Annotated in this window: 24 protein-coding genes; 18 read left to right on the top strand and 6 right to left on the bottom strand. The window is 52.7% G+C overall.

All coding sequences use genetic code 11. The features are described 5' to 3' along the window. Window positions 1-3: 3 nt before the first annotated feature. From ABLU80_RS16775 to nhaR, 6 genes are all read left to right on the top strand, one after another. The gene (locus ABLU80_RS16775; RefSeq protein ID WP_348850226.1) at window positions 4-522 is read left to right on the top strand and encodes a fimbrial protein BcfF; all 519 of its coding nucleotides are present in this window, start codon (window positions 4-6) and stop codon (window positions 520-522) included. After that, window positions 515-1,213 carry a pili/flagellar-assembly chaperone gene (locus tag ABLU80_RS16770; RefSeq protein WP_348850225.1) on the top strand — a complete coding sequence of 233 codons (699 nt, stop codon included), beginning with the start codon at window positions 515-517 and terminating at the stop codon, window positions 1,211-1,213. The genes ABLU80_RS16775 and ABLU80_RS16770 overlap by 8 nt, the downstream gene beginning before the upstream one ends. Window positions 1,214-1,271: 58 nt before the next feature. Further along, the gene (locus ABLU80_RS16765) at window positions 1,272-2,111 is read left to right on the top strand and encodes a DsbA family protein (RefSeq protein WP_063445903.1); all 840 of its coding nucleotides are present in this window, start codon (window positions 1,272-1,274) and stop codon (window positions 2,109-2,111) included. A gap of 60 nt (window positions 2,112-2,171) precedes the next feature. Beyond that, the gene (locus ABLU80_RS16760; protein WP_047080140.1) at window positions 2,172-2,462 is read left to right on the top strand and encodes a hypothetical protein; all 291 of its coding nucleotides are present in this window, start codon (window positions 2,172-2,174) and stop codon (window positions 2,460-2,462) included. Between the two features lie 120 nt (window positions 2,463-2,582). After that, window positions 2,583-3,755 carry a Na+/H+ antiporter NhaA gene (nhaA, locus tag ABLU80_RS16755; RefSeq protein WP_032706676.1) on the top strand — a complete coding sequence of 391 codons (1,173 nt, stop codon included), beginning with the start codon at window positions 2,583-2,585 and terminating at the stop codon, window positions 3,753-3,755. 50 nt (window positions 3,756-3,805) lie between these two features. Further along, on the top strand, window positions 3,806-4,705 hold the full coding sequence (gene nhaR / locus ABLU80_RS16750) for a transcriptional activator NhaR (protein WP_015368331.1): 900 nt from the start codon (window positions 3,806-3,808) through the stop codon (window positions 4,703-4,705). 72 nt (window positions 4,706-4,777) lie between these two features. Here the strand turns inward: nhaR and rpsT are convergent, their stop codons facing one another. Further along, a complete protein-coding gene (gene rpsT, locus ABLU80_RS16745) occupies window positions 4,778-5,041 on the bottom strand; it encodes a 30S ribosomal protein S20 (RefSeq protein ID WP_001518655.1) in 264 nt (87 codons plus the stop codon). A gap of 330 nt (window positions 5,042-5,371) precedes the next feature. On the opposite strand from rpsT, the gene ribF reads away from it, so the two are divergent. The 6 genes from ribF (at window position 5,372) to rihC (ending at window position 12,178) form a co-directional block, all read left to right on the top strand. Beyond that, window positions 5,372-6,310, top strand: a complete 939-nt coding sequence (gene ribF / locus ABLU80_RS16740) for a bifunctional riboflavin kinase/FAD synthetase (protein ID WP_015704352.1) — start codon at window positions 5,372-5,374, stop codon at window positions 6,308-6,310. 45 nt (window positions 6,311-6,355) lie between these two features. Then, complete coding sequence (gene ileS, locus ABLU80_RS16735; protein WP_348850223.1) at window positions 6,356-9,172, top strand: isoleucine--tRNA ligase; 2,817 nt, start codon at window positions 6,356-6,358, stop codon at window positions 9,170-9,172. Further along, window positions 9,172-9,669, top strand: coding sequence for a signal peptidase II (lspA, locus tag ABLU80_RS16730; protein ID WP_015368327.1), 498 nt, complete (start codon window positions 9,172-9,174; stop codon window positions 9,667-9,669). The genes ileS and lspA overlap by 1 nt, the downstream gene beginning before the upstream one ends. Before the next feature lie 125 nt (window positions 9,670-9,794). After that, complete coding sequence (fkpB, locus tag ABLU80_RS16725) at window positions 9,795-10,244, top strand: FKBP-type peptidyl-prolyl cis-trans isomerase (protein ID WP_015368326.1); 450 nt, start codon at window positions 9,795-9,797, stop codon at window positions 10,242-10,244. A gap of 1 nt (window position 10,245) precedes the next feature. Beyond that, window positions 10,246-11,196 carry a 4-hydroxy-3-methylbut-2-enyl diphosphate reductase gene (gene ispH / locus ABLU80_RS16720; protein WP_015368325.1) on the top strand — a complete coding sequence of 317 codons (951 nt, stop codon included), beginning with the start codon at window positions 10,246-10,248 and terminating at the stop codon, window positions 11,194-11,196. A 67-nt stretch (window positions 11,197-11,263) separates the two neighbouring features. Then, window positions 11,264-12,178, top strand: coding sequence for a ribonucleoside hydrolase RihC (rihC, locus tag ABLU80_RS16715; protein ID WP_046883386.1), 915 nt, complete (start codon window positions 11,264-11,266; stop codon window positions 12,176-12,178). 3 nt (window positions 12,179-12,181) lie between these two features. Here the strand turns inward: rihC and ABLU80_RS16710 are convergent, their stop codons facing one another. Continuing rightward, the gene (locus ABLU80_RS16710; RefSeq protein WP_020079641.1) at window positions 12,182-13,120 is read right to left on the bottom strand and encodes a LysR family transcriptional regulator; all 939 of its coding nucleotides are present in this window, start codon (window positions 13,118-13,120) and stop codon (window positions 12,182-12,184) included. Window positions 13,121-13,386: 266 nt separating this feature from the next. On the opposite strand from ABLU80_RS16710, the gene ABLU80_RS16705 reads away from it, so the two are divergent. The 5 genes from ABLU80_RS16705 (at window position 13,387) to ABLU80_RS16685 (ending at window position 20,158) form a co-directional block, all read left to right on the top strand. After that, complete coding sequence (locus ABLU80_RS16705) at window positions 13,387-14,442, top strand: 4-oxalomesaconate tautomerase (protein WP_262853376.1); 1,056 nt, start codon at window positions 13,387-13,389, stop codon at window positions 14,440-14,442. Window positions 14,443-14,486: 44 nt separating this feature from the next. Next, window positions 14,487-15,920, top strand: a complete 1,434-nt coding sequence (locus tag ABLU80_RS16700) for an anion permease (RefSeq protein ID WP_015368319.1) — start codon at window positions 14,487-14,489, stop codon at window positions 15,918-15,920. Between the two features lie 79 nt (window positions 15,921-15,999). After that, window positions 16,000-17,262, top strand: a complete 1,263-nt coding sequence (locus ABLU80_RS16695; RefSeq protein WP_348850221.1) for an SLC13 family permease — start codon at window positions 16,000-16,002, stop codon at window positions 17,260-17,262. Window positions 17,263-17,317: 55 nt separating this feature from the next. Beyond that, the gene (locus ABLU80_RS16690; RefSeq protein ID WP_348850220.1) at window positions 17,318-19,603 is read left to right on the top strand and encodes a hydratase; all 2,286 of its coding nucleotides are present in this window, start codon (window positions 17,318-17,320) and stop codon (window positions 19,601-19,603) included. A 189-nt stretch (window positions 19,604-19,792) separates the two neighbouring features. Further along, window positions 19,793-20,158: a DUF805 domain-containing protein gene (locus ABLU80_RS16685; RefSeq protein WP_047080134.1), complete on the top strand. Its 366-nt coding sequence runs from the start codon at window positions 19,793-19,795 to the stop codon at window positions 20,156-20,158. Here the strand turns inward: ABLU80_RS16685 and ABLU80_RS16680 are convergent. After that, complete coding sequence (locus ABLU80_RS16680) at window positions 20,103-21,035, bottom strand: LysR family transcriptional regulator (RefSeq protein WP_348850219.1); 933 nt, start codon at window positions 21,033-21,035, stop codon at window positions 20,103-20,105. The genes ABLU80_RS16685 and ABLU80_RS16680 overlap by 56 nt on opposite strands. A 92-nt stretch (window positions 21,036-21,127) precedes the next feature. On the opposite strand from ABLU80_RS16680, the gene ABLU80_RS16675 reads away from it, so the two are divergent. Further along, window positions 21,128-21,757 (top strand): hypothetical protein, encoded by a 630-nt coding sequence (locus tag ABLU80_RS16675; RefSeq protein WP_063445707.1) that lies wholly within the window; start codon window positions 21,128-21,130, stop codon window positions 21,755-21,757. 5 nt (window positions 21,758-21,762) lie between these two features. Here the strand turns inward: ABLU80_RS16675 and ABLU80_RS16670 are convergent, their stop codons facing one another. The 3 genes from ABLU80_RS16670 to ABLU80_RS16660 form a co-directional block, all read right to left on the bottom strand. Next, on the bottom strand, window positions 21,763-22,467 hold the full coding sequence (locus ABLU80_RS16670; protein WP_015368314.1) for a response regulator: 705 nt from the start codon (window positions 22,465-22,467) through the stop codon (window positions 21,763-21,765). Continuing rightward, a complete protein-coding gene (locus ABLU80_RS16665; protein WP_045358816.1) occupies window positions 22,460-24,088 on the bottom strand; it encodes a sensor histidine kinase in 1,629 nt (542 codons plus the stop codon). Before ABLU80_RS16665 ends, ABLU80_RS16670 begins: the two co-directional genes overlap by 8 nt. Before the next feature lie 170 nt (window positions 24,089-24,258). Next, on the bottom strand, window positions 24,259-24,488 hold a 230-nt coding region (locus tag ABLU80_RS16660), incomplete at its 5' end, for a sodium ion-translocating decarboxylase subunit beta (protein WP_348850218.1).

Raw genomic sequence — 24,488 nt, 5'->3', positions numbered from 1 at the left:
GCAATGATTAAAAAACTGTACCTCTGCTGGGGGCTGGCTCTGGCGGCAAGCGGTGCGCTGGCCCATGACGGCCGGGTCTACGTCACCGGAACCATTACCGACAACACCTGCACGCTGTCGCCGGATTCCGAGAACATTCAGGTCGATATGGGAACCGTTAGCAACCGCCAGTTTTATCAGGCAGGCGCCGGCGCGGAGTGGCAGCCTTTTTCGATCACGCTACAAAATTGCGGCAGCACCGCCAGCGGCGTAACGGTGAGCTTTAGCGGTACCAGCGATCCGCAAGATGGCGATTTGTTCGCGGTGAATACCGGAGCGGATACCGCAAGCGGTATAGGAATTGCGCTCTATGACAAGAATAAACAGCAAATCGCGCCGGGGGCGCAGAGCGATGTGCTGGCGCTAACCGCGGGCGCCGCGTCCGAACGTATACAGTTTTATGCCCGCTATGTGGCTGATGGCGCCCCGGTGGCGCCGGGGGCTGCCGATGCTTCCGCGACTTTCGTACTGAGTTATGAATAGAAGACTTTTCTACTGGCCAGGGCTCTGGCTGCTGCCCGTAGCAATAAGCCATGCAGGCGTGGTGATTGGCGGCACGCGTTTTATTTATCACGCTGAGAGGACGACGTTGAGCGTTCCACTGCGCAATACCTCGGACAGTGACTGGCTGGTGGATAGCCACGTGCTGAGCGGTGGACGCTGGCCCGGCGCCGATAATTTGTCGTCCCGTAAACCGCCATTCGCGGTGACGCCGCCGCTCTTTTTATTGCGCGCAGGCCAGGAAAACACGCTGCGTGTCGCATGGAGCGGCGAGGCGCTGGCGCGGGATCGCGAAAGCTTATTTACGCTGAGCATTGCCGCTATTCCATCGGGTAAAACCGGCGCCAATAGCGTGCAGATGGCATTTCGCTCAGCGTTAAAACTGATTTACCGGCCTGCCGGGCTAACGGGTGACCCGCAGCAGGCCTATCGTCAGTTGGTTTGGAACCTAACGGCGGATGGGCTGACGGTACGTAATTCAGGACCCTATTACGTCACCCTCTTTTCAATCCGCGTCAACGGTACGCCGATCGACGCTGCCGGTGTGGTCGCGCCGTTTTCTACCCGCCGCACAGACTGGTGTCGACAAACGACACACTGCGCCGTGCGTTGGCAAAGCCTCAACGATGCCGGGGGCGTAATGCCGCCGGTCACGGTAACGATACAACGGTGATGACGATTTTATTCTGCCCCTGTGGGCATCCCCTGAACTTGATAATGAGAACTCAATAATGCGCAAACTTTCCTGTAAATCGGCGGCGTGGCTAGCGCTTGGCGGCATCATCTCTTTTTCCTCGTTGGCGGCGAAGACCGACCCGGCGATAGGTGATATTGGGCCGACCGCTGAGGCGTATATCGCCAGCCATCCGGATAAAGTTGGCGAAGCGGTAGCGACCTATCTGGCGGATCATCCCGAATTCCTGATTGCCGCCAGCGAAACGCTACATCAGCGCCAGCAGGTTGCCCAGAAGCAGGCTTATGCGCAGCTGGCGCTGCAGTACCGCTCTGAGCTGCTGAGCGACAGCTCTCCCTCAGTTGGCCCGGCGGATGCTAAAGCGGCGGTAGTGATGTTTTTTGACTACCAGTGTTCCTGGTGCAGCAAGATGTCGCCCGTGGTGGAAGAACTGGTGAAATCGAATCCTGATACGCGTTTTATCTTTAAAGAGTTTCCGATCTTTTCATCCCGCTGGCCGGTGTCTGGTTTGGCGGCGAGAATCGGCGAACAGGTGTGGCTAAACGATGGCGGGGCAAAGTATTTGGCCTGGCATAATGCCCTGTACGCCACGGGTAAAGTGGAGGGACAGCTCACCGAGCAGGATGTTTACGCGCTGGCGTCGCACTATCTCACCCAGCCGCAGATTAAGGCGGTTAAAACTGCCCAGCAGAGCGGGGCGGTACATGATGCGCTGCTGAGCAATCAGGCGCTGGCGCAGCATATGAATTTCTCCGGAACCCCGGCTTTTGTGGTGATGCCGCAGGCAGCGGCTCCGGATGCCGGGCGTATCTCGGTAGTGCCGGGCAGCACGTCGCAGGATGCGTTGCAGATGGCAATTCAGAAAGCTAAAGGTTAAGTCTCAGCGACCGGGGCGCTGTACCCGGTTATCAGCTTCCTCAGACCGAGGATTTGGCGTATGCAATTCAAGAAAGACTGGTTAGGGCTGGCGGCCCTTTCACTGTTCACCATTGGCGGCGTGCGGGCTCACACTGCCGGTAATATCCAATTTTTTGGCAATGTAGTTACTGAAAGCTGCTGGAACGAAACGGAAAGTAGCGAGATTTTGTGCCAGCGCGCCGATCGTATCGAGCGCCACGTGATTGTGGAAAATATCACCACTTCGCTGGCTTCGGCTTATGCAACGGTGGAAAAAATTTATCTCGATGCCGACAAGCAGCTCACTCTGTTGCGGGTGGTCTATGATTAACGGATGTCGGTAATGATCGAAAAAAGCGATCTTAATGGCAATTTAAATCTGTTTTTTTCGATGTGTTGGCGGCTGTATCATACTTTTATCGAGTTATTGACCAACAAGGTGAGAGTAAAAGTGAAACATCTGCAACGATTTTTCAGTAGCGATGCTTCCGGGGGCATTATCCTAATCTGCGCCGCCGCGCTGGCGATGATTATGGCCAATAGCAGCGTCACCAGCGGTCTGTATCATGCTTTTTTAGATACCCCGGTACAGCTGCGCGTCGGCGCGCTGGAAATTAACAAAAACATGCTGTTGTGGATCAACGATGCGCTAATGGCGGTGTTTTTCCTGTTAATTGGCCTGGAGGTGAAGCGTGAGATGATCCAGGGGGCGCTCGCCAGCCGCCGTCAGGCGGTGTTCCCGGTGGTTGCCGCGATTGGCGGCATGGTGGTGCCAGCGCTTATCTATTTAGCCTTCAATGCCCAGGATCCCGTTGCGCGGGAAGGGTGGGCTATCCCGGCGGCGACCGATATCGCCTTTGCGCTTGGCGTTTTGGCGCTATTAGGCAACCGGGTACCAACGGCGTTGAAAATTTTCCTGATGGCGCTGGCTATTATTGATGACCTCGGGGCGATTGTGATTATCGCGCTGTTTTATACCAACGATCTGTCGGTACTGTCGTTGGCCGTCGCCGCTGGCGCGATTGTGGTACTGGCGGCGCTCAATCTCTGCGGCGTGCGGCGCACCGGTATCTATATCCTGGTTGGCGCGGTGCTGTGGACGGCAGTACTGAAATCCGGCGTACATGCGACCCTGGCGGGGGTTATCGTCGGCTTTATGATCCCGTTGAAGGAGCAGAATGGTAAATCGCCAGCGAAGCAGCTTGAGCATGTGCTGCATCCGTGGGTTGCGTTTCTAATCCTGCCGCTGTTCGCTTTTGCCAATGCCGGGGTTTCGCTGCAGGGCGTCACGTTCGCAGGGCTGACTTCGCTGCTGCCTCTGGGGATTATTGCCGGGCTGTTTGTCGGTAAGCCGCTTGGCATTAGCCTGTTCTGCTGGCTGGCGCTGAAGTTTAAGTGGGCCTCGTTGCCGCCAGGAACCCGCTTCCCGCAGATTATGGCGGTCGGCGTACTGTGCGGAATCGGCTTCACCATGTCGATTTTCATCGCCACGCTCGCCTTCAGTAGCGTTGACCCCGGATTGATCAACTGGGCCAAGCTGGGCATTCTGATAGGGTCGATTCTGTCAGCCATCATTGGCTACATGATTCTGCGTAAGCGCGTAACGGATCCTCACAGCGTGTAACATCATCGGGAGAGCCTGCGGGCTCTCCGGGGCATATCAGGGAGAGAAGCATGTCGCATATCAATTACAACCATTTGTACTACTTCTGGCACGTCTATCGGGAAGGCTCGGTCGTCGGAGCCGCCGAGGCGCTGTATCTGACGCCGCAGACGATTACCGGGCAGATTAAGGCGCTGGAAGAACGATTACAGGGCAAACTCTTTAAACGTAAAGGACGAGGCCTGGAACCCAGTGAGCTGGGAGAGCTGGTGTTTCGCTACGCGGATCGCATGTTCACCCTGAGCCAGGAGATGCTCGATATCGTCAATTATCGCAAAGAGTCGAACCTGCTGTTTGATGTCGGTGTCGCCGATGCGCTATCCAAGCGGCTGGTGAGCGGCGTTCTGGATGCGGCGGTAGTAGAAGATGAACAAATTCACCTGCGCTGTTTTGAATCCACCCACGAGATGCTGCTGGAGCAACTGAGCCAGCATAAGCTGGATATGATTATCTCGGATTGCCCGATTGATTCAACCCAGCAGGAAGGGCTGTTCTCGGTGAAAATCGGTGAATGCGGGGTGAGCTTCTGGTGTATGAATCCGCCGCCGGAAAAACCGTTTCCCGCCTGTCTTGAGGAACGTCGTCTGCTCATTCCCGGTCGCCGTTCCATGCTCGGGCGCAAATTGCTGAACTGGTTTAATTCGCAGGGGCTGCAGGTGGAAATTCTCGGCGAGTTCGACGATGCGGCGCTTATGAAAGCCTTCGGCGCGGCGCATAATGCGATTTTTGTGGCGCCAACCCTCTATGCTCACGATTTCTATGCCGATGAGTCGATTGTTGAAATTGGCCGCATGGAAAACGTGATGGAGGAGTATCACGCTATTTTTGCCGAGCGAATGATTCAGCATCCCGCGGTACAGCGTATCTGCAACCGCGATTATTCATCGCTATTTGCGCAGCCGCAAAACTAAGTACCGGCAAACAACAGACATAAAAAAACCCGCTTTCGCGGGTTTTTTTAACAAAGTTCAGCAAGCGGGCGATTAAGCCAGTTTGTTGATCTGTGCAGTCAGGTTTGCTTTATGACGCGCAGCTTTGTTTTTGTGGATCAGACCTTTAGCAGCCTGACGGTCCACGATTGGTTGCATTTCGTTAAATGCTTTCAGTGCAGCAGCTTTGTCGCCAGCTTCGATAGCTGCGTATACTTTCTTGATGAAAGTACGCATCATAGAGCGACGGCTTGCGTTGTGCTTGCGAGCCTTTTCAGACTGAACGGCGCGCTTCTTAGCTGATTTGATATTAGCCAAGGTCCAACTCCCAAATGTGTTCTATATGGACAATTCAAAGGCCGAGGAATATGCCCGTTTAGCCTTCTTTTGTCAATGGATTTGTGCAAATAAGCGCCGTTTAAGATAACGAGGCTTCATTACGTAGTGATGGCGCAAGATTCTACCAGCTTGTTGTAGTCGAATACAGTCTTTCCACCATAAAAATCGACGGCTGCGTATAGTTTTTCCTGCATTATTACGCTGAGTGAATGAATTAGCAGGATCTTTCGTAATCGAGGTGCAATCGCTGGTTAACGTCGCCTGTTGTACAAGGTATACTCGGACGATTTTCACTGTTTTGAGCCAGACATGAAGCTGATACGCGGCATACATAATCTCAGTCAGGCCCCGCACGGGTGCGTGCTGACCATTGGAAATTTCGACGGCGTGCATCGCGGGCATCAGGCGCTGCTGCAGCGCCTGCGCGCAGAGGGCCGCCAGCTCGGTCTGCCGGTTGTGGTGATGATTTTTGAGCCGCAGCCGCTGGAGCTGTTTGCCGCCGATAAAGCGCCGGCGCGGATCACGCGGCTGCGTGAGAAGCTTGGCTACCTGGCGGAAAGCGGTGTCGACTACGTGCTGTGTGTCCGTTTCGACCGGCGTTTCGCGGCGCTGACGGCGCAAGATTTCATCAGCGAACTGTTGGTGCGCCAGTTGGGCGTGCGGTTCCTTGCCGTCGGCGATGATTTCCGCTTTGGCGCTGGTCGTCAGGGGGATTTCTTGTTATTACAGAAGGCCGGGGCGGAGTACGGTTTTGACGTCACCAGTACCCAGACCTTCTGCGAAGGCGGCGTGCGTATTAGCAGCACCGCGGTGCGTCAGGCGCTGGCCGACGATGACCTCGCGCAGGCGGAAAACCTGCTGGGGCATCCGTTTACCATCTCAGGTCGCGTCGTCCACGGCGATGAGCTGGGGCGCACCATAGGTTTCCCGACGGCGAACTTACCGCTGCGTCGTCAGGTTTCCCCGGTTAAAGGGGTCTTTGCGGTAGAAGTGACAGGGCTCGGCGATAAGCCATTACCCGGCGTCGCCAACATTGGCACTCGTCCAACGGTCTCCGGCGTGCGACAGCAGCTGGAAGTTCACCTTCTGGACGTTGTAATGGACCTCTACGGTCGCCATATAGATGTAATACTGCGTAAAAAAATACGTAACGAGCAGCGTTTTGCGTCGCTGGATGAGCTAAAAGCGCAAATCGCACGAGATGAGTTAACGGCCCGCGAGTACTTTGGGCTCACCAGGCAGGGATAATCCTACTGGTATTTATCAAACCGAAATAACGGAACCGAGAATCTGATGAGTGACTATAAATCCACCCTGAATTTGCCGGAAACAGGGTTCCCGATGCGTGGCGATCTCGCCAAACGCGAGCCGGGAATGCTGGCGCGTTGGACCGATGATGACCTGTACGGCATCATCCGTGCGGCGAAAAAAGGCAAAAAAACCTTCATTCTGCATGATGGCCCTCCTTATGCGAATGGCAGCATTCATATTGGTCACTCGGTTAACAAGATTCTGAAAGACATTATCGTTAAGTCCAAAGGACTGACGGGTTTTGACTCGCCGTACGTTCCGGGTTGGGACTGCCACGGTCTGCCGATCGAACTGAAAGTCGAGCAGCAATACGGCAAGCCGGGTGAGAAATTCACCGCCGCAGAATTCCGCGCCAAGTGCCGTGAATATGCCGCCGAGCAGATCGACGGCCAGCGTAAAGACTTTATCCGCCTGGGCGTGCTGGGCGACTGGTCGCGTCCGTACCTGACCATGGACTTCAAAACTGAAGCCAATATCATCCGCGCGCTGGGTAAAATCATCGGCAACGGTCACCTGCATAAAGGCGCTAAGCCGGTGCACTGGTGCGTTGACTGCCGTTCCGCGCTGGCGGAAGCGGAAGTTGAGTACTATGACAAAACGTCTCCGTCTATCGATGTGGCGTTCCACGCGGTAGATAAAGCCGCCGTGCTGGCGAAGTTCGGCGTAACCGACGTTAACGGCCCGGTTTCTCTGGTTATCTGGACCACCACGCCGTGGACCCTGCCGGCCAACCGCGCTATCTCTCTGTCTCCTGAGTTCGACTATGCGCTGGTGCAGGTTGACGGCCAGGCGCTGATCCTGGCGAAAGACCTGGTTGAGAGCGTGATGCAGCGCATTGGCGTGGCGGATTACACCATCCTGGCGGCGGTACAGGGTTCCGAGCTTGAACTGATGCGCTTTAAGCATCCGTTCCTCGATTTCGATGTGCCGGCGATCCTTGGCGACCACGTGACGCTGGATGCGGGTACCGGCGCGGTACATACCGCCGGCGGCCACGGCCCGGACGACTACACTATCAGCCAGAAATATGGACTGGAAATCGCCAACCCGGTTGGCCCGGACGGCTCTTATCTGCCGGGGACTTACCCGTCTCTGGATGGTATCAACGTCTTCAAAGCCAACGACATCATCGTCGAGATGCTGCGTGACAGCGGCGCGCTGCTGCACGTGGAAAAAATGCAGCACAGCTATCCGTGCTGCTGGCGCCACAAATCGCCGATCATCTTCCGCGCTACCCCGCAGTGGTTCGTCAGCATGGATCAAAAAGGCCTGCGCGCGCAGTCTCTGAAAGAGATCAAAGGCGTGCAGTGGATCCCGGACTGGGGCCAGGCGCGTATCGAATCGATGGTTGCCAACCGTCCTGACTGGTGTATCTCCCGTCAGCGTACCTGGGGCGTGCCGATGTCGCTGTTCGTGCATAAAGAAACCCACGAGCTACACCCGCGCACCCTCGAACTGATGGAAGAAGTGGCGAAACGCGTTGAAGTTGACGGCATCCAGGCGTGGTGGGATCTCGATTCCCGCGACATCCTTGGCGATGACGCCGACAGCTACGAAAAAGTGCCGGATACCCTCGACGTGTGGTTTGACTCCGGGTCCACCCACTCTTCTGTGGTCGATGTGCGTCCGGAATTCGCCGGTCACGCCGCGGACATGTATCTGGAAGGCTCCGATCAGCATCGCGGCTGGTTCATGTCTTCGCTGATGATCTCCACAGCGATGAAAGGCAAAGCGCCATATCGTCAGGTACTGACCCACGGCTTCACCGTCGACGGTCAGGGCCGCAAAATGTCCAAGTCTATCGGTAACACCGTTAGCCCGCAGGACGTGATGAACAAACTGGGCGCCGATATTCTGCGTCTGTGGGTGGCTTCCACCGACTATACCGGCGAAATGGCGGTCTCTGATGAGATCCTCAAACGCGCCGCGGACAGCTATCGTCGTATCCGTAATACCGCGCGCTTCCTGCTGGCGAACCTTAACGGTTTCGATCCGGCAAAAGATATGGTTAAACCGGAAGAGATGGTCGTTCTGGACCGCTGGGCGGTCGGCTGCGCGCAGGCGGCTCAGGAAGATATCCTCAAAGCCTACGAATCCTACGACTTCCACGAAGTGGTGCAGCGCCTGATGCGCTTCTGCTCCATCGAAATGGGCTCGTTCTATCTCGACATCATCAAAGACCGCCAGTACACCGCGAAAGCGGACAGCGTGGCGCGTCGCAGCTGCCAGACCGCGCTGTTCCATATCGTGGAAGCGCTGGTGCGCTGGATGGCGCCGATCATGTCCTTCACCGCGGACGAAATCTGGGGCTATCTGCCGGGCGAGCGTGAAAAATACGTCTTCACCGGCGAGTGGTATGAAGGCCTGTTCGGCCTGGCCGATGACGAAGCGATGAACGACGGTTTCTGGGATGAACTGCTGAAAGTGCGCGGCGAAGTCAACAAGGTGATCGAGCAGGCGCGTGCTGATAAGAAAGTCGGTGGTTCTCTGGAAGCGGCGGTTACGCTGTATGCCGATGCTGACCTGGCGGCCAAGCTCAACGCGCTGGGCGAAGAATTACGATTTGTCCTGTTGACCTCCGGCGCCAACGTTGCCGATTATGCACAGGCGCCGGCCGATGCCTGGCAGAGCGATCTGCTGAAAGGGCTGAAAGTGGTCCTGAGCAAAGCCGAGGGCGAGAAGTGCCCACGCTGCTGGCATTACACCAGCGATGTCGGCAAGGTAGCGGAACACGCAGAAATCTGCGGTCGCTGTGTCAGTAACGTCGCCGGTGACGGCGAGCAACGTAAATTCGCCTGATGAGTAAATCGATCTGTTCAACGGGGCTACGCTGGCTGTGGGTCGTCGTAGCCGTGCTGATTATCGATCTGGGCAGCAAATTCCTGATCCTCCAGAACTTCGCTCTGGGGGAGACGGTTTCGCTGTTCCCATCGCTTAATCTGCATTATGCGCGCAACTACGGCGCGGCTTTTAGCTTCCTCGCCGACAGCGGCGGCTGGCAGCGCTGGTTCTTCGCCGGGATTGCCGTTGGTATCTGCGTGGTGCTGGCGGTGCTGATGTACCGTTCGAAGGCGACGCAAAAGCTGAACAACATTGCCTACGCGCTGATCATTGGCGGCGCGCTGGGTAACCTGTTCGACCGTCTGTGGCACGGCTTTGTGGTCGATATGATCGACTTCTATGTCGGCGACTGGCATTTTGCCACCTTCAACCTTGCCGATAGCGCCATCTGCATCGGCGCGGCGCTGATCGTGCTGGAAGGCTTCTTGCCTTCCAGTGATAAAAAAACATCATAAAAAATTGCCGGATGGCGACGCGAGAGCGTCTTATCCGGCCTACAGTATATATCGCCCTTTGTTTGCCCGGTAAGCGCAGCGCCATCGGGCAAACAAGCGGCGGCAATATAAAAGAGCAAACCTGCATGTCTAACTCTGTACAGAGCAACAGCGCGGTGCTGGTGCACTTCACGCTGAAACTGGATGATGGCTCCACCGCCGAATCCACGCGCGGCAACGGCAAACCAGCGCTGTTTCGTCTTGGTGATGCCTCGCTTTCCGAAGGGCTGGAGCAGCATCTGCTGGGGCTGAAAGCCGGCGATAAAACCACGTTCTCGCTGGAACCTGACGCCGCCTTTGGCGTACCTAGCCCGGATCTGATCCAGTACTTCTCTCGCCGCGAGTTTATCGACGCCGGCGAGCCGGAAATCGGCGCGATTATGCTCTTTACCGCAATGGATGGCAGCGAAATGCCCGGTGTGATCCGCGAAGTGAACGGCGATTCCATCACCGTCGACTTCAACCATCCGCTGGCCGGGCGTACCGTTCATTTTGATATTGAAGTGCTGGAAGTCGATCCGGCGCTGGAGGGGTAAGATGCAGATCCTGTTGGCTAACCCGCGCGGTTTTTGCGCCGGCGTTGACCGCGCTATCAGCATTGTCGAAAACGCGCTGACGCTGTACGGCGCGCCGATCTACGTTCGTCACGAAGTTGTCCATAATCGCTACGTCGTCGATAGCCTGCGCCAGCGTGGGGCGATTTTTATCGAACAGATTAGCGAAGTGCCGGACGGCGCGATCCTGATTTTCTCCGCCCACGGGGTTTCGCAGGCAGTACGCAACGAAGCGAAGAGTCGTGACCTGACGGTTTTCGACGCTACCTGCCCGCTGGTAACTAAAGTCCATATGGAAGTCGCCCGCGCCAGCCGCCGCGGCGAAGAGTCGATTCTGATTGGCCACGCCGGGCATCCGGAAGTTGAAGGCACCATGGGCCAGTACAATAACCCCGAAGGGGGCATGTATCTGGTTGAGTCGCCGGAGGATGTGCTGACGCTGGAAGTGAAAAACGATGCCCGACTGTCGTTTATGACCCAGACGACGCTTTCCGTCGATGATACTTCTGACGTTATCGACGCGCTGCGCGAGCGCTTCCCGAAAATCGTCGGCCCGCGTAAAGACGATATTTGCTACGCCACCACCAACCGTCAGGAAGCCGTACGCGCGCTGGCGGAGCAGGCTGATGTGGTGCTGGTGGTCGGTTCGAAAAACTCCTCGAACTCCAATCGCCTGGCTGAACTGGCGCAGCGGATGGGGAAAGCGGCCTATCTTATCGACGATGCCACCGATATCCAGGAACAATGGGTTAAGTCTGCTGCCTGCGTTGGGGTAACGGCGGGCGCGTCGGCCCCGGATATCCTGGTGCAGAATGTGATTGCCCGTCTGCAGGAGCTGGGCGGCGGCGAAGCGGTGCCGTTGGAAGGCCGTGAAGAGAATATCGTTTTCGAGGTGCCGAAAGAGCTGCGTGTAGATGTCCGTGAAGTAGAATAAGTTCTTTCACCCAGCAGTATGAGAAGATGCCAGACTTAACGTCTGGCATTTTTTTTGGGAGAAAACCATGCGCTTACCGATTATTCTCGACACCGATCCGGGTATTGACGATGCGGCGGCGATCGCCGCCGCGCTCTTCTCGCCACAGTTGGATTTGCAATTAATGACCACGGTGGCGGGCAACGTCTCGGTGGAAAAGACGACCCGCAACGCGCTGCAACTGCTGCATTTCTGGAATGCCGATGTACCGTTGGCGCAAGGCGCGTCGATGCCGCTGGTACGTCCGTTGCGCGATGCCGCCTCGGTGCATGGCGAGTCCGGCATGGAGGGTTATGATTTCGTCGAACATAACCGTCAACCGCTGGCAAAACCGGCGTTTCAGGCGATCCGCGATGCGTTGATGCACGCGCCGGAACCCGTGACCCTGGTGGCCATCGGCCCGCTAACCAACATTGCCTTGCTGATAACGCAGTATCCTGAGTGCCTGTTTAATATTCGTCGACTGGTGCTGATGGGCGGCTCGGCCGGGCGCGGTAACTTTACCCCCAACGCCGAGTTTAATATCGCCATTGATCCTGAAGCCGCCGCGAAAGTCTTCCAGAGCGGGCTGGAGATTGTGATGTGCGGGCTGGATGTCACCAATAAAGCGATGCTGAGTGCGGACTATCTGGTCACACTGCCAACGCTCAATCAGACAGGCAAAATGCTTCATGCGTTATTTAGCCATTATCGCAGCGGCAGTATGAGCAGCGGTCTGAGAATGCATGATTTATGCGCTATTGCGTGGTTGGTTCGTCCGGATCTGTTTACGCTCAAACCCTGCTTTGTGGCGGTAGAGACGCAGGGGACCTGGACGGCTGGCGCTACCGTGGTAGATATCGAAGGGCGTCTGGGACAACCGGCCAACGCACAGGTGGCGTTGGATTTGGATGTCGCGGGTTTTCAACATTGGGCGGCGGAGGTTTTCGCTCTCGCGCCATGACAGTTATAGCTGCTGGTGTGAATCGACCACATTACACCATAACTCGCTCGCTTCATCCGTCCACATGAGCAGTAATAATGACGCGAAGCGTTCAGCCGCTGCGGAAAGAGGACGGTTTTTAACGCGAATCATGCCAAGCGTGCGTCTGATTACCGGTTCGACCAGCGGCACGCTGACGACAGCGCTGTTGGCGTGATGCGGCATGGCCAGGCAGGGCAAGGCCGATATGCCAAGCCCCGCCTCGACCAGACCCAGAGAGGTGGATAAATGTCTGACTTCGTAAAACCAATCTAATTTCCATGGCTTATCCTGCAGGCAACTTTCAATCAGTTGCCGATTACCGCTCGAGCGTCTGACGCCAACTAATCTCTGCGAGACGAGCTCCCGCCATTCCACTAATTTTTTACTGGCCAGCGGATGATCCTGCCGGCAAGCCAGCACGAAGGGTTCATTAACCAGTGGGCTAAATTCGATGTCGGGATGTGTGATGAAGTTCATATTTATTCCAAAATCGACTTCGCCTTTTCTCACCGAGGCCATGCAATTTTCTATACCTTGTTCATAAATTCGAACTTTGATATGGGGGTAACGCTGATTAAATTGAACGATGGCGCGAGGTAAAAAATAAAATACCGCCGTCGGGATACAAGAAAGCGTTACCGTATCATGCACATTAGAAGTCAGGTTGCTGATGTTAAAAATGGCGGCATCAAGGCTGGCAATCAGTGACTTTGCCTTTGGAAGAAGCATTTTTCCTGCTTGAGTGAGCATGATTTTTCGGGTGGTTCTTTCGAAAAGGGCTGTATTGAGGTTACTTTCTATTTTTTGTATTTTGCGGGTCAATGCGGGTTGCGTCAGGTTAAGTACTTCTGCCGCTTTGCTAAATGAACCCAGCTCGGCAACAGTGACAAAAGCTTTCATTCCGGATAGTTCATTGTTCATTGCTGCTCCGTAATCAGAAATAAATAATTTATATATAGAATGGCTCTGTTAATTATTGCCATGACGATAGTTGTTATTAATGTTTTGTAGGTATAAGTCTTATTTTTATATTTTATCAATCACTATCTTCCTTGCAAGTAGAATCAGATGGTAAACGGTTGTGCGAGTAAATGAATAATAAAGTAAATAAAAAACTTTAAATACATTAAGTGCATTAAATTCACGCCCCGTTTATTTAATCTTTTTATATTTGTAAGGAACATGTTATGAAACAAATTCCGTGTGTTCTCATGCGTGGTGGAACATCAAAAGGCGCTTTCCTGTTAGCAGATGATCTACCAGAAGATATTCAAAAACGTGATGAAACATTATTAACTATCATGGGTTCTGGCCATGAACTGGAAATTGATGGCATTGGCGGCGGGAGTCCGCAAACCAGTAAAGTGGCTATTGTCAGTAAATCGACCAGCCAGCAAGCGGATATTGACTACTTATTTGTACAGGTCATTGTCAATGAGCGACGGGTTGATACTACGCCTAATTGCGGCAACATGCTGTGCGCAGTCGGCGGGTTTGCTATCGAAAAAGGACTTGTCGCGGCGAATTCCCCAGTAACGCGGGTGCGAATCAGAAACGTCAATACCAACACCTTTGTTGACGCAGACATTCAAACCCCGGACGGCCAGGTTGTTTATGAAGGAGATACCCATATTGATGGCGTTCCAGGGCATGCGGCCCCGGTAGGCCTGACATTCTTAAACGCCGCCGGGGCGAAATCGGGCCAGCTTTTCCCAACCGGCAACCGGGTTGATATTTTTGATGATATTCGCGTCACCTGTATCGATATGGCGATGCCGATGGTTATTATTCCAGCGCATAGCTTGGGTAAAACAGGGTATGAATCGGCGGCGGAATTAGATCAGGATAAAGAATTTTTTCAGCGCCTTGAATCAATACGTAAGCAAGCAGGCGTGGCAATGGGGTTTGGCGATGTCTCGAACATGGTAATACCTAAACCAGTGCTGGTTGCTCCACCTCAACATGGTGGAACGCTGAGTGTTCGGTATTTCATGCCTCATAACTGTCATAAATCGTTGGCTATTACGGGCGCTATCGGTCTGGCGAGTTCTTGTATTATTGCTGATACCGTAGTTAACGAGCTGACGAGAATGTCGGGTGAGGGATTAATCAGAGTTGAACACCCTAGCGGAAGTATTGACGTCAGTTTAAGTAATGCTAATGAAACTCCTGAAAATATTCGTGCATCGGTGATTCGTACCGCACGTAAAATTCTTTCTGGCATGGTTTATCTCCCTGAATAATTGCGGCTGCGCACTTATAAAATTCATTCAGGTAAGGGATTGAAATGGATAAAAAAACATTATGCAAGCTATTAGTGCTTGTTGCCATCCCATTGCTTATTAGTCTATTTCCGGCCCCGGCTGGGTTGACTGAACTTGCATGGGTATTGTCAGGTATTTATCTGGCTGCAATTGTTGGTTTAGTGATTAAACCATTTTCTGAACCAGTCATACTGTTAGTCGCTGTGGCTGCCTCCATGGTTATCATTGGCAATTTAGGTGATGGTTCAATAAAATCATCGAGCGTATTAAGTGGCTATGCATCAGGTACCACCTGGTTGGTGTTTTCTGCATTTACCTTAAGTGCCGCTTTTGTTATTACTGGTTTAGGTAAACGGATTGCATATATTCTTATTGGCAAGATAGGGAGTACCACACTTGGCTTAGGCTATGTTACCGCCTTTCTGGATCTGATTCTTTCACCCGCGACACCGTCGAATACGGCCCGTGCTGGCGGTATCGTATTACCTATCATCAATAGCGTGGCTGTCGCGCTAGGGTCGGAACCAGAGCATACGGCAAAACGCGTTGGTCATTATTTAATGATGAACGTCTATATGGTTACCAAAACCACCAGTTATATGTTCTTTACCGCCATGGCGGGTAATATCCTGGCGCTCAAAATGATTGAGGATATTTGCCATATCAAATTGAGCTGGGGCGGATGGGCATTGGCTGGCATATTGCCAGGCTTAATCATGCTGTTACTGACACCGCTTATAACCTATAAGCTATACCCGCCAGAATTAAAAAAAGTAGATAATAAAGCCATTGCCAAAGAAGGTCTTGAGTCTTTAGGGCCGATGACCTTGCGTGAGAAAATGCTCTCCTGCTTGTTTGTGATGGCGTTAGCGGGTTGGGTATTTAGCACTTCGCTTGGGGTTAATGAATCAACGGTGGCGATTTGCGTCATGGCGTTGATGCTGATATTAAAAATTGTTACCTGGGATGATGTCATTAAAAATAAAGGTGGCTGGAACACGCTAATTTGGTACGGCGGTATCATTGGTTTGAGTTCTTTGCTTTCCAAAGTTGGTTTTTTCTTGTGGTTGGCCGAGTTACTGAAAAATAACATTTCATTTGGCAGTCATAGTACGCTGGCATTCGTTGTCATCGTCGCGTTGAGTATACTGGTTCGTTATTTCTTTGCCTCGGGCAGCGCTTATATTGTGGCGATGGTTCCGGTCTTTGCCATGCTAGCGAATGTTTCCGGTGCACCAGTTATGTTAACCGCTTTAGCGCTGCTGTTTAGTAATTCCTATGGCGGTATGGTCACCCATTATGGTGGCGCAGCTGGCCCGGTTATATTTGGGGTTGGTTATAATGATATTAAATCCTGGTGGATTGTTGGCGGTATATTAGCGCTGTTAACTTTTATTCTGCATATCACCGTTGGGGTATGGTGGTGGGAATTATTAATGTACTGGAAAGTGATTTAACTTGAAGTTTATAAAACGCTGCATCACCTGCTTAGACTAATTATTAAATTCACACACTGAAAAGAGGTGTTATATCTTTATGTCACCAGTAGCAATTACATTGTCACTGTTGTTATTTTCAATTGTGATGTTTGTTTGGGAAAAAATCCCTCTGGCCGCTACGGCTATGATCGTCTGTATTACTTTAGTCGTAACAGGCGTTTTTGATGTAAAAACGGCTTTTGCGGGGTTTATTAATCAGAACGTTATTTTATTTGTGGCAATGTTCGTGGTTGGCGGCGCCTTATTTGAGACAGGAGTGACGGATAAAATTGGCGGAATCGTTACCCGTTACGCTCGCACAGAGAAGCAGCTCATCGTTATTATTATGTTGGTCTGCGGAATACTCTCTGGTTTTCTGTCTAATACGGGAACAGCTGCGGTTCTGATTCCGGTGGTCATTGGTGCCGCGGTTAAGTCCGGCTATGCGCAATCCCGTTTGTTGATGCCATTAGCGTTTGCTTCAGCGTTGGGCGGAAACTTATCGCTTATTGGCTCGCCGGGTAATCTGATCGCCCAGTCAGCTCTGGAGCAAGTCGGGCAGCGCTTCGGTTTTTTCGAGTATGCCAAACTGGGTATCCCCATGCTGCTTTGCGGGATCATCTACTTTTTGACCATCGGTTATAAACTGTTGCCAGCGCAATCTGTGAGTACTGCGGGGAAATCAGAAAAGAGCAGGAACGTTGGCTGTCCAAAATATAAGCAAGTAATTGCTGTTTTAGTGTTGGTATTTACCGTACTGGGGATGATTTTTGAGAACGTCATTGGTTTGCCGATTGCGATTATCGGTTCAATTGGCGCTTTATTCTTGGTTATTACACGCGTGATTACTGAAAAACAAGCGTACCAGTCAATTGACTCGCAGACGATTTTCCTTTTTGGCGGCACATTAGCTTTAGCGAAAGCACTCGAAACCACTGGCGCTGGTGCAATCATGGCCCGCTCAATTATCGATCTGCTTGGTCAACAGGCTTCACCGTTCTTATTGTTAAGTGCCGTTTTGATTATTTCCTGCGTATTAACCAATTTTATGTCGAATACCGCAACGGCGGCCTTGCTTATTCCCATTGGCCTGTCTATTGCAAATTCAATGGGCGCTGATCCGCGAGCGGTGTTGATGGCTATTGTCATTGGCTGTTCATGTGCCTATGCGACGCCGGTCGGGACGCCGGCGAATATGATGATTTTTTCCGCGGGAGGATATCGCTTTATGGATTATGTCAGAGTCGGATTACCTCTGATTGTCATCTCAGTAATTGTCAGTTTTATTTTGCTGCCGATATTCTTTCCTTTTTATTCGTAGAGTCACGAATAAAAGAACACCGTTATTGTTTAATCTATCTTAAAGGATGCTAGTCATGATCAAATTACACGATCGTGGGGTATATTTATCCCATCAGTATGGGATTATTCCGGAAGAGGAGTGCGCAAATCCTGTCGCTAAAGATATTGCGCGGAAGGGAACCATCGCCTGGTCAATACTGTCAGCACATAATATTTCTGGCGATGAACAGAAATTAAAAATAAAGTTTGATTCCATGGCTTCCCATGATATCACCTTCGTGGGCATCATCCAGACGGCCAAGGCCTCTGGAATGACGCGCTTTCCCTTGCCGTATGTTTTAACCAATTGCCACAATTCACTTTGTGCAGTGGGCGGTACCATTAACAGCGATGATCATATTTTTGGTCTCACATCAGCACAGAAATATGGCGGCATTTATGTACCGCCGCATATTTCCGTTATTCACCAATACATGCGCGAGATGATGGCCGGCGGTGGCCAAATGATACTGGGCTCGGATAGCCATACGCGTTATGGCGCGCTGGGGACGATGGCCGTCGGTGAAGGCGGCGGTGAGCTAGTTAAACAACTACTGGGAAACACCTGGGATATTGATTATCCCGAGGTCGTCGCGGTGTATTTAACCGGCAAACCTGCCGCTGGCGTTGGCCCTCAGGATATAGCGCTGGCAGTAATTGGCGCGGTATTCAAAAACGGTTATGTGAAGAACAAAGTGATGGAGTTCGTCGGCCCCGGCGTGGCCAGTATGTCGACCGACTATAGAAACAGTATTGACGTCATGACTACTGAGACCACCTGCTTATCCTCCATCTGGCAGACCGATGAAGAGACGAAAAACTTTTTGCGGCTTCATGGTAGAGAGAAAGACTATCGGGCGCTGTCAGCCAAAGAGATGGCTTACTACGATGGCTGCATTGAGATCGATTTAAGCACTATCAAGCCGATGATCGCGCTACCGTTTCATCCTGCCAATGTCTATGAAATTGATACGCTTAATCAGAATTTGCCGGATATTTTACGCGAAGTTGAAATTGAATCTGAGAAAATCTCGCTTGGGCGCGCGAAGCTATCTCTGTTGGACAAAATAGAGAATGGCAAATTACGCGTTCAGCAGGGGATTATTGCTGGTTGCGCGGGAGGAAACTATGTCAACGTGGCGCAGGCGGCTAATGCCCTGAGGCATCATTCCTGTGGCGACAATATTTTCTCGCTTTCTGTATATCCCTCCTCTCAGCCGGTGCTGATGGCGTTAACGAAAAGGGGGATGATCAATGATTTAATGAGCGCGGGCGCCATTATTCGTACCGCATTCTGCGGTCCTTGCTTTGGCGCCGGCGATACCCCGATGCATAACGGCTTGAGCATCCGTCATACGACGCGTAACTTTCCGAACCGTGAAGGTTCCAAGCCTGGAAATGGGCAAATGTCAGCGGTGGCGCTGATGGATGCGCGTTCAATTGCCGCGACGGCCGCTAACGGGGGATTGTTAACCTCGGCGGCGGAGCTTGATTGTTGGCACGAAGCTCAGGAATATGAATTTGATGTTTCCCCCTATAAAAGCCGGGTTTATCAGGGATTCGTTAAAGGTGTTACGCAGCAACCGCTGATCTATGGCCCAAATATCAAAGACTGGCCGGAAATGAATGCGTTAACGGATAATATTCTGTTAGCCGTTACTTCAAAAATAATGGATCCGGTGACCACTACCGACGAACTGATACCATCAGGTGAAACATCATCGTTTCGTTCAAACCCATTAGGCCTGGCGGAATTTACCCTTTCCCGACGCGATCCGCAGTATGTGGAGCGGGCTAAAAAAATTGCCGCCATCGAGCAACAACGCGTCAAAGGTGAAGATCTTTGCCGTTTAAATCCACAGCTGGAAAATATATTTTCCCAGATACGGCTGCTGCCGGGTCAGGAAAATATTACCGCGGCGCAGACGGAGATCGGTAGCATGATCTATGCGGTGAAACCCGGTGATGGCTCGGCGCGAGAGCAGGCTGCCAGCTGCCAGCGAGTACTTGGCGGGTTGGCAAATATTTGTCAGGAGTACGCGACCAAGCGCTATCGTTCCAATGTGATTAACTGGGGAATGCTGCCGCTGCAGATGAAAGAGGCGCCTGATTTCGAGGTCGGCGATTTTATCTATATCCCGGCAATAAAAAGCGCGCTGAAGGGCGAGTTAAGTGATATCACCGCTTTTGTCGTTAGCGACCATCGCCCGGTGCAGCAGATAACGCTGTATATGGAGAAATTAACTTCATCAGAACAAGATATTATCAAAGCCGGTGGCCTTATTAATTATAATAAAAATCAATTAACCAGTAGTCATTAATTGATTTCAACCCATGCTGGCAGCGGTGTCGCTGCCAGCCTTATTTTTTTCAGGTTTATAAATCCATTTCTTGCGCCAGTTCATTTATTATTCATAGTGGATTATCTACCCTCAGGTCAGTTGTACCTGATAAGGTAGCTATTACACCGATCCACCATAATTAACGTCATGCTCAGGGAGAGAAAAATCATGACCTATGGACAGGCATATCTGAACGGCTGGAAAGAGGCCTTTAATTTTACCGGTCGCGCTGGTCGACTGGAGTTCTGGGCATTTTTGATCTTCAATTTACTGATATTGTCAGCGCCGCTGCTGCTGTGGTATCTGGCGATGTCATACAACGATGATTACGGGATGTTTATCCTGTTTGTCGTTCCAGTGGATATTGTGCTGCTGTTGCCAATGACTATTCCGATGCTGGCGGTAGGTTTCCGTCGAATGCATGACATTGGCCGATCCGGTCTTTGGTTCTTACCGGGGTTCATTTTCCCGTGGTTTTTTATTTTATCGCTGGCAATGTGTTGCCTGCGTTCAGCGCCGGCACCTTCTCGCTAAGAAAATCAATCATTGCCCGCATCCTGGCGGGCATATGCTTATGGCCTGCCCATAACAACCACAGATTGCCGGAATAGCTGCTGATAAATTCCCATTCCGGCAGCACTTGCACAATTTCACCCTTTGCCAGCGCTTCGCGAGCGGTAAACAGCGGCAGACTACCGATACCCAGATGTTGCTTAACGGCATCGAGACGCACGGCGGTGTGGTTAGCGGCGTAGCGCCCATGCGTCTGCACCGTTTCGCTTTTGCCTTCGCGACGAAATTTCCACCGCGCGTCGGCGGGCGTTTCGCCAAGGCTGATGCAGCTATGCGCGCGCAGATCCTGCGGGGTATGCGGCGTACCGTGGCGCTGTAAATACTCCTTAGTGGCGCAGATGAGATGCGCGATCGGCATCAGTGGTTTGCCATGCAGGCCAGGGGAGGGGCTATGGGTGATGCGTAGCGCCAGATCAATGCCGTCATCGATAAAATCAAGGTCGCGGTCTTCCAACCGTAAGCAGACGTCTACCTGCGGATATTGGTTGAAAAAGCTCATCATTAGCGGATGGATGACAAAGCGTCCGACGGCCTTCGGCACGCTCAGGGTCAGTTTGCCCTGAGCCACCGTTTGGGTACTCCCGGCGGAGTCCATGGCCTGTCGCGCTGCTTCCAGCATTTCAAGCGCAGGTTCATACACCACTTTCCCGGCATCGCTCAGCCGTAGTTTGCGGGTGGTTCGGTGCAGCAGCTTGCAGCTCATCTCCTGCTCCAGCCGCGAGACGCTGCGGCTCACGGCGGAGGGGGTAAGGCCGTTCTGGCGGGCGACGGCGGAAAAGCTGCCTTGCTCGACAATTTGTACAAAGAGGGCGAGGTCAGGTAGAAGGTTCAAATTCATTTGTGCCCTTGGAGCAAAAGTGCATTGGTTGTAGAGGAGATTATCGCTGTCAATATTATCAATATACTGTGCTGACAGAGAGGAGAACAACCATGACTGAACGTGTTTATTACGCCAGCGACGCCACCGAAGGGCGCGCACAGATTATCGGCTGTCGCGCCGAAGCCGATGGCCGTTACGCTATTGAACTTGATCGTACGCTGTTTCATCCACAGGGCGGCGGCCAGCCGTCGGATAGCGGCTGGATCGACGAGCAGGTCGTAATGACGGTCGCTACGCGCGGCGATAGCGTACTGCATATCGTTGAGCAGCCGCTGCCGCTGGGCGAGGTGAAGATACGAATTGATGCCTCTGCGCGGCAGCTACATGCCCGTCTGCACTCAGCCGGTCATTTGCTGGGACTGGCAGGCGAGCAGTTAGGCTGGCGACCGGTGAAGGCGCATCACTGGCCTGGAGAGGGGCGGATTACGTTTGCTGCCCGCGCTGGCGCCGTATTACCGGAAGCCAGCGCACTGCTGACACAGGTGAGCGCGTGGCAACGACAGGATTTACCGCGCCGCATCACCTTCGCTAATGGCTTGCGCGCCGTGGGATTCGGCGAGCTACCGGCTTATCCCTGCGGCGGTACCCATGTCGCCAGTCTGGCGGCGCTGGGGAATATTGTTATCAGCCAGCTGAAAATGAAAAAGGGGCAGATGATCGTCAGCTATAACCTCGAGTAAGTGTTTCAGGCATGCTCCGGATAGGGATGCTTACCGCGATAAATACGCTCCGGCCTGCCGACTTTGCCATAACTGATTTCCGCTTCCAGAAAATCGTTTTTGACGCCTTGTTCCAGATAGCGACGGGCGGTGGTTTTACTGCTGCCGAGGATGCGAGCCAGAGAGTCAGCGGTATGCACTACTTTCGGGTCAGAGAACAACTGCAGCACACGATGAAAGGTACTTTCATCGATCCCGCGTAGCGGCGCTTCAGCGGGCTCTGTTTGCTCGCGGGCCTGAATATTAAACAGGGCGTCGACGTGGGTCTGGCTGGCCTGTTCGCTTGATCGCAGTGAACTGCGGTAGCGGGCGAAGCGCTCCAGGGTGTGTTGTAGACGTTGATAGTGCACCGGCTTAATCAGGTAATCAAATACCCCCAGACGCAGGGCTTCGCTGATGGTATCCATATGATTATCAGCGGTAATAAAAATGATTCGCCCTTTGTAGTTGGTGCTGACGGCGTGGCGAATCAGATCCAATCCCTTGCCATCAGGGAGAAAGTTATCTAACAGGATCAGCTGCGGCTGGTAGAGACGCAGCATTTTTTTTGCGCTTTCCAGTTTATCCGCAATGCCGATAACGTTGAACTGGGGGAACTGTTTGATGGTATCCACCAGGATTTCCGCCAGCATAGGTTCGTCTTCAACGATAAGAGTAGTGATGCTATCCATGATGTTCATCTCGGGTCAGGGGGATATAAAGAGTAAAGATGGTGCCAAAAGGAATATTATTTTCGACGACGATACTGCCGCCTGCTTGATCTACGTAACTGCGTACCAGCCAGAGCCCAATACCGTGATCGCCGCTAGCGCTGCTGGTGACGCCGCGTTCGAAGATCCGATCGCGTAGCGCCTCGTCAATGCCGCAACCCTGATCGGCGATCTCGACAATCAGTTCATGACCATCGCTGTTAATCAAACATTCGATCTGTTTCGATCCCAGCGGCTGGCGCAAAGTGGCATTGTAGGCGTTGTCGAGAAGATTCCCCACGATCGAGATCCATTCGCTGTGCGAAAGCGCGCCGGGAAGTTTATCGACGAAACAGGATGGGTCGAACACCAGTTCAAGGCCGAGCTCTTTGGCCCGGTAATATTTACCGATCAGTAACCCGGCAAGGTGATTATCCTGGAAATTACGCGCAATAAAATCGAGCACCTTCTGGTGGCTTTCTGACTGTTGCTGAATCAGATCCAATGCGTGATCGTAGCGTTTGAGAAACAGCAGTCCGGCGATAGTCGAGATCAAATTACGGTGTTCATGCTGTACGGCGCGCAGGTTATCGGCGTACTGCTGCACCTGGCTGAGCTGCAGGCTGAGGGTATTGATATCATCTTTGCTGCGAAAACTAATTACCCATCCCTGGGGCGCATTATTTAAGATCACCGCCATACGGCTGGCGATCACTTTGATCTGATTAAAAGTGACGATCGCGTCTTTCTTATTCTCGTGAGGCGCATCGTAGAAGAAGGCCTCTTGCGAAATAACGCTGCTGATCCCTTTGCCGATTAGCGTCGGCTCTGGCTGGCTCAGATTAAGCAGACGGCGGGCGGTCTGATTTATCGCGGTTATTTTATAGTTTGAGTCTATGGCGATAAGCCCTTCAAACACCGATTCAAAGAGCACGCTTTGCTGGATGAGCAGTTGCGATAGCTGCTGGGGCTCCATATTGAGCATCTGCTTTTTGATATGCAACGAGAAGCGGCGGGCGCAATACAGCAGTAATAGCAGGATAATCGCCATCGGGATCAGTAGCGAACTTATCTGCAGGCTGAGCCAGTTCTCTAACTGTTCGATGGTATAGCCGACCGACACGATGCCGATGACTTTCCCGCTGGCGTCCTGAATCGGCGATTTACCCCGTAACGATGATCCTAATGAACCTTTGCGCACAGAGACGTAGCTTTTGGCGTTATACAGCGCCTCATCGCTATCGCCCCCCTCCATCGATTTGCCGATTTCATCAGGGTTAACGTGGTACAGACGTCGGCCTTGCGCATCGCCAACGGTAATGTAGGTGGCGTCAGAGAATGAACGCATGGGGTCGATAAGTTCTTTGATTCTCGCGAGATCGCGTTTCTGGACCGCTTCCACCAGCTCCGGCATCGCCGAAATTTGCATCGCCTGAATCAGCGCCCGTTGTCCGACCTGGTAATGAAGACGTTCCTCTGTAATGTCTGTCAGATACCAGGACATGGCCAACATGACGACGGTCGAGGTAAATAAGATCAGCAGGAAGATGCGGTTTTGAAAGGATCGCCTTGCAAACCAGTGGGTGATTTTGCGGGTAGACATAGGGCCGATAGACATTAAATAGTTAGTTTCCTCGTTTGGCGGCCTGCGTGCTACCAGATGGCACACAGATCCAATAATTTCAGAAAAACGCCCGATCAAAAGCCATTGAGTCGGGCGCTGGTGTGGTTGCCCGGGTTGGGCGCCAGCCGCAACCCGGGAAGGATGCCGGCTTACATCGCCAGCACGTACTTGAGCATCACCCCGGCGGCGATCGCCGAGCCGATCACCCCGGCCACGTTCGGGCCCATCGCGTGCATCAGCAGGAAGTTCTGCCCGTCCGCTTCCAGACCCACCTTGTTGGACACCCTTGCTGCCATCGGCACCGCCGACACCCCGGCGGAACCTATCAGCGGGTTGATCTTGTGTTTACTGAACACGTTCATCAGCTTCGCCATGATCA

This window comes from Klebsiella sp. CN_Kp104, assembly GCF_040064515.1.
Lineage (GTDB): Bacteria > Pseudomonadota > Gammaproteobacteria > Enterobacterales > Enterobacteriaceae > Klebsiella > Klebsiella aerogenes.
This window is presented reverse-complemented; position numbering and strand designations above follow the sequence as displayed.

Excerpts from the sequence above, each read along its gene's own strand:
- ABLU80_RS16775 (WP_348850226.1), top strand. The coding sequence starts at position 4 with ATGATTAAAAAACTGTACCTCTGCTGGGGGCTGGCTCTGGCGGCAAGC.
- ABLU80_RS16770 (WP_348850225.1), top strand. The coding sequence starts at position 515 with ATGAATAGAAGACTTTTCTACTGGCCAGGGCTCTGGCTGCTGCCCGTA.
- ABLU80_RS16765 (WP_063445903.1), top strand. The coding sequence starts at position 1,272 with ATGCGCAAACTTTCCTGTAAATCGGCGGCGTGGCTAGCGCTTGGCGGC.
- ABLU80_RS16760 (WP_047080140.1), top strand. The coding sequence starts at position 2,172 with ATGCAATTCAAGAAAGACTGGTTAGGGCTGGCGGCCCTTTCACTGTTC.
- nhaR (WP_015368331.1), top strand. The coding sequence starts at position 3,806 with ATGTCGCATATCAATTACAACCATTTGTACTACTTCTGGCACGTCTAT.
- ribF (WP_015704352.1), top strand. The coding sequence starts at position 5,372 with ATGAAGCTGATACGCGGCATACATAATCTCAGTCAGGCCCCGCACGGG.
- ileS (WP_348850223.1), top strand. The coding sequence starts at position 6,356 with ATGAGTGACTATAAATCCACCCTGAATTTGCCGGAAACAGGGTTCCCG.
- lspA (WP_015368327.1), top strand. The coding sequence starts at position 9,172 with ATGAGTAAATCGATCTGTTCAACGGGGCTACGCTGGCTGTGGGTCGTC.
- fkpB (WP_015368326.1), top strand. The coding sequence starts at position 9,795 with ATGTCTAACTCTGTACAGAGCAACAGCGCGGTGCTGGTGCACTTCACG.
- ispH (WP_015368325.1), top strand. The coding sequence starts at position 10,246 with ATGCAGATCCTGTTGGCTAACCCGCGCGGTTTTTGCGCCGGCGTTGAC.
- rihC (WP_046883386.1), top strand. The coding sequence starts at position 11,264 with ATGCGCTTACCGATTATTCTCGACACCGATCCGGGTATTGACGATGCG.
- ABLU80_RS16710 (WP_020079641.1), bottom strand. The coding sequence starts at position 13,120 with ATGAACAATGAACTATCCGGAATGAAAGCTTTTGTCACTGTTGCCGAG.
- ABLU80_RS16705 (WP_262853376.1), top strand. The coding sequence starts at position 13,387 with ATGAAACAAATTCCGTGTGTTCTCATGCGTGGTGGAACATCAAAAGGC.
- ABLU80_RS16700 (WP_015368319.1), top strand. The coding sequence starts at position 14,487 with ATGGATAAAAAAACATTATGCAAGCTATTAGTGCTTGTTGCCATCCCA.
- ABLU80_RS16695 (WP_348850221.1), top strand. The coding sequence starts at position 16,000 with ATGTCACCAGTAGCAATTACATTGTCACTGTTGTTATTTTCAATTGTG.
- ABLU80_RS16690 (WP_348850220.1), top strand. The coding sequence starts at position 17,318 with ATGATCAAATTACACGATCGTGGGGTATATTTATCCCATCAGTATGGG.
- ABLU80_RS16685 (WP_047080134.1), top strand. The coding sequence starts at position 19,793 with ATGACCTATGGACAGGCATATCTGAACGGCTGGAAAGAGGCCTTTAAT.
- ABLU80_RS16680 (WP_348850219.1), bottom strand. The coding sequence starts at position 21,035 with ATGAATTTGAACCTTCTACCTGACCTCGCCCTCTTTGTACAAATTGTC.
- ABLU80_RS16675 (WP_063445707.1), top strand. The coding sequence starts at position 21,128 with ATGACTGAACGTGTTTATTACGCCAGCGACGCCACCGAAGGGCGCGCA.
- ABLU80_RS16670 (WP_015368314.1), bottom strand. The coding sequence starts at position 22,467 with ATGGATAGCATCACTACTCTTATCGTTGAAGACGAACCTATGCTGGCG.
- ABLU80_RS16665 (WP_045358816.1), bottom strand. The coding sequence starts at position 24,088 with ATGTCTACCCGCAAAATCACCCACTGGTTTGCAAGGCGATCCTTTCAA.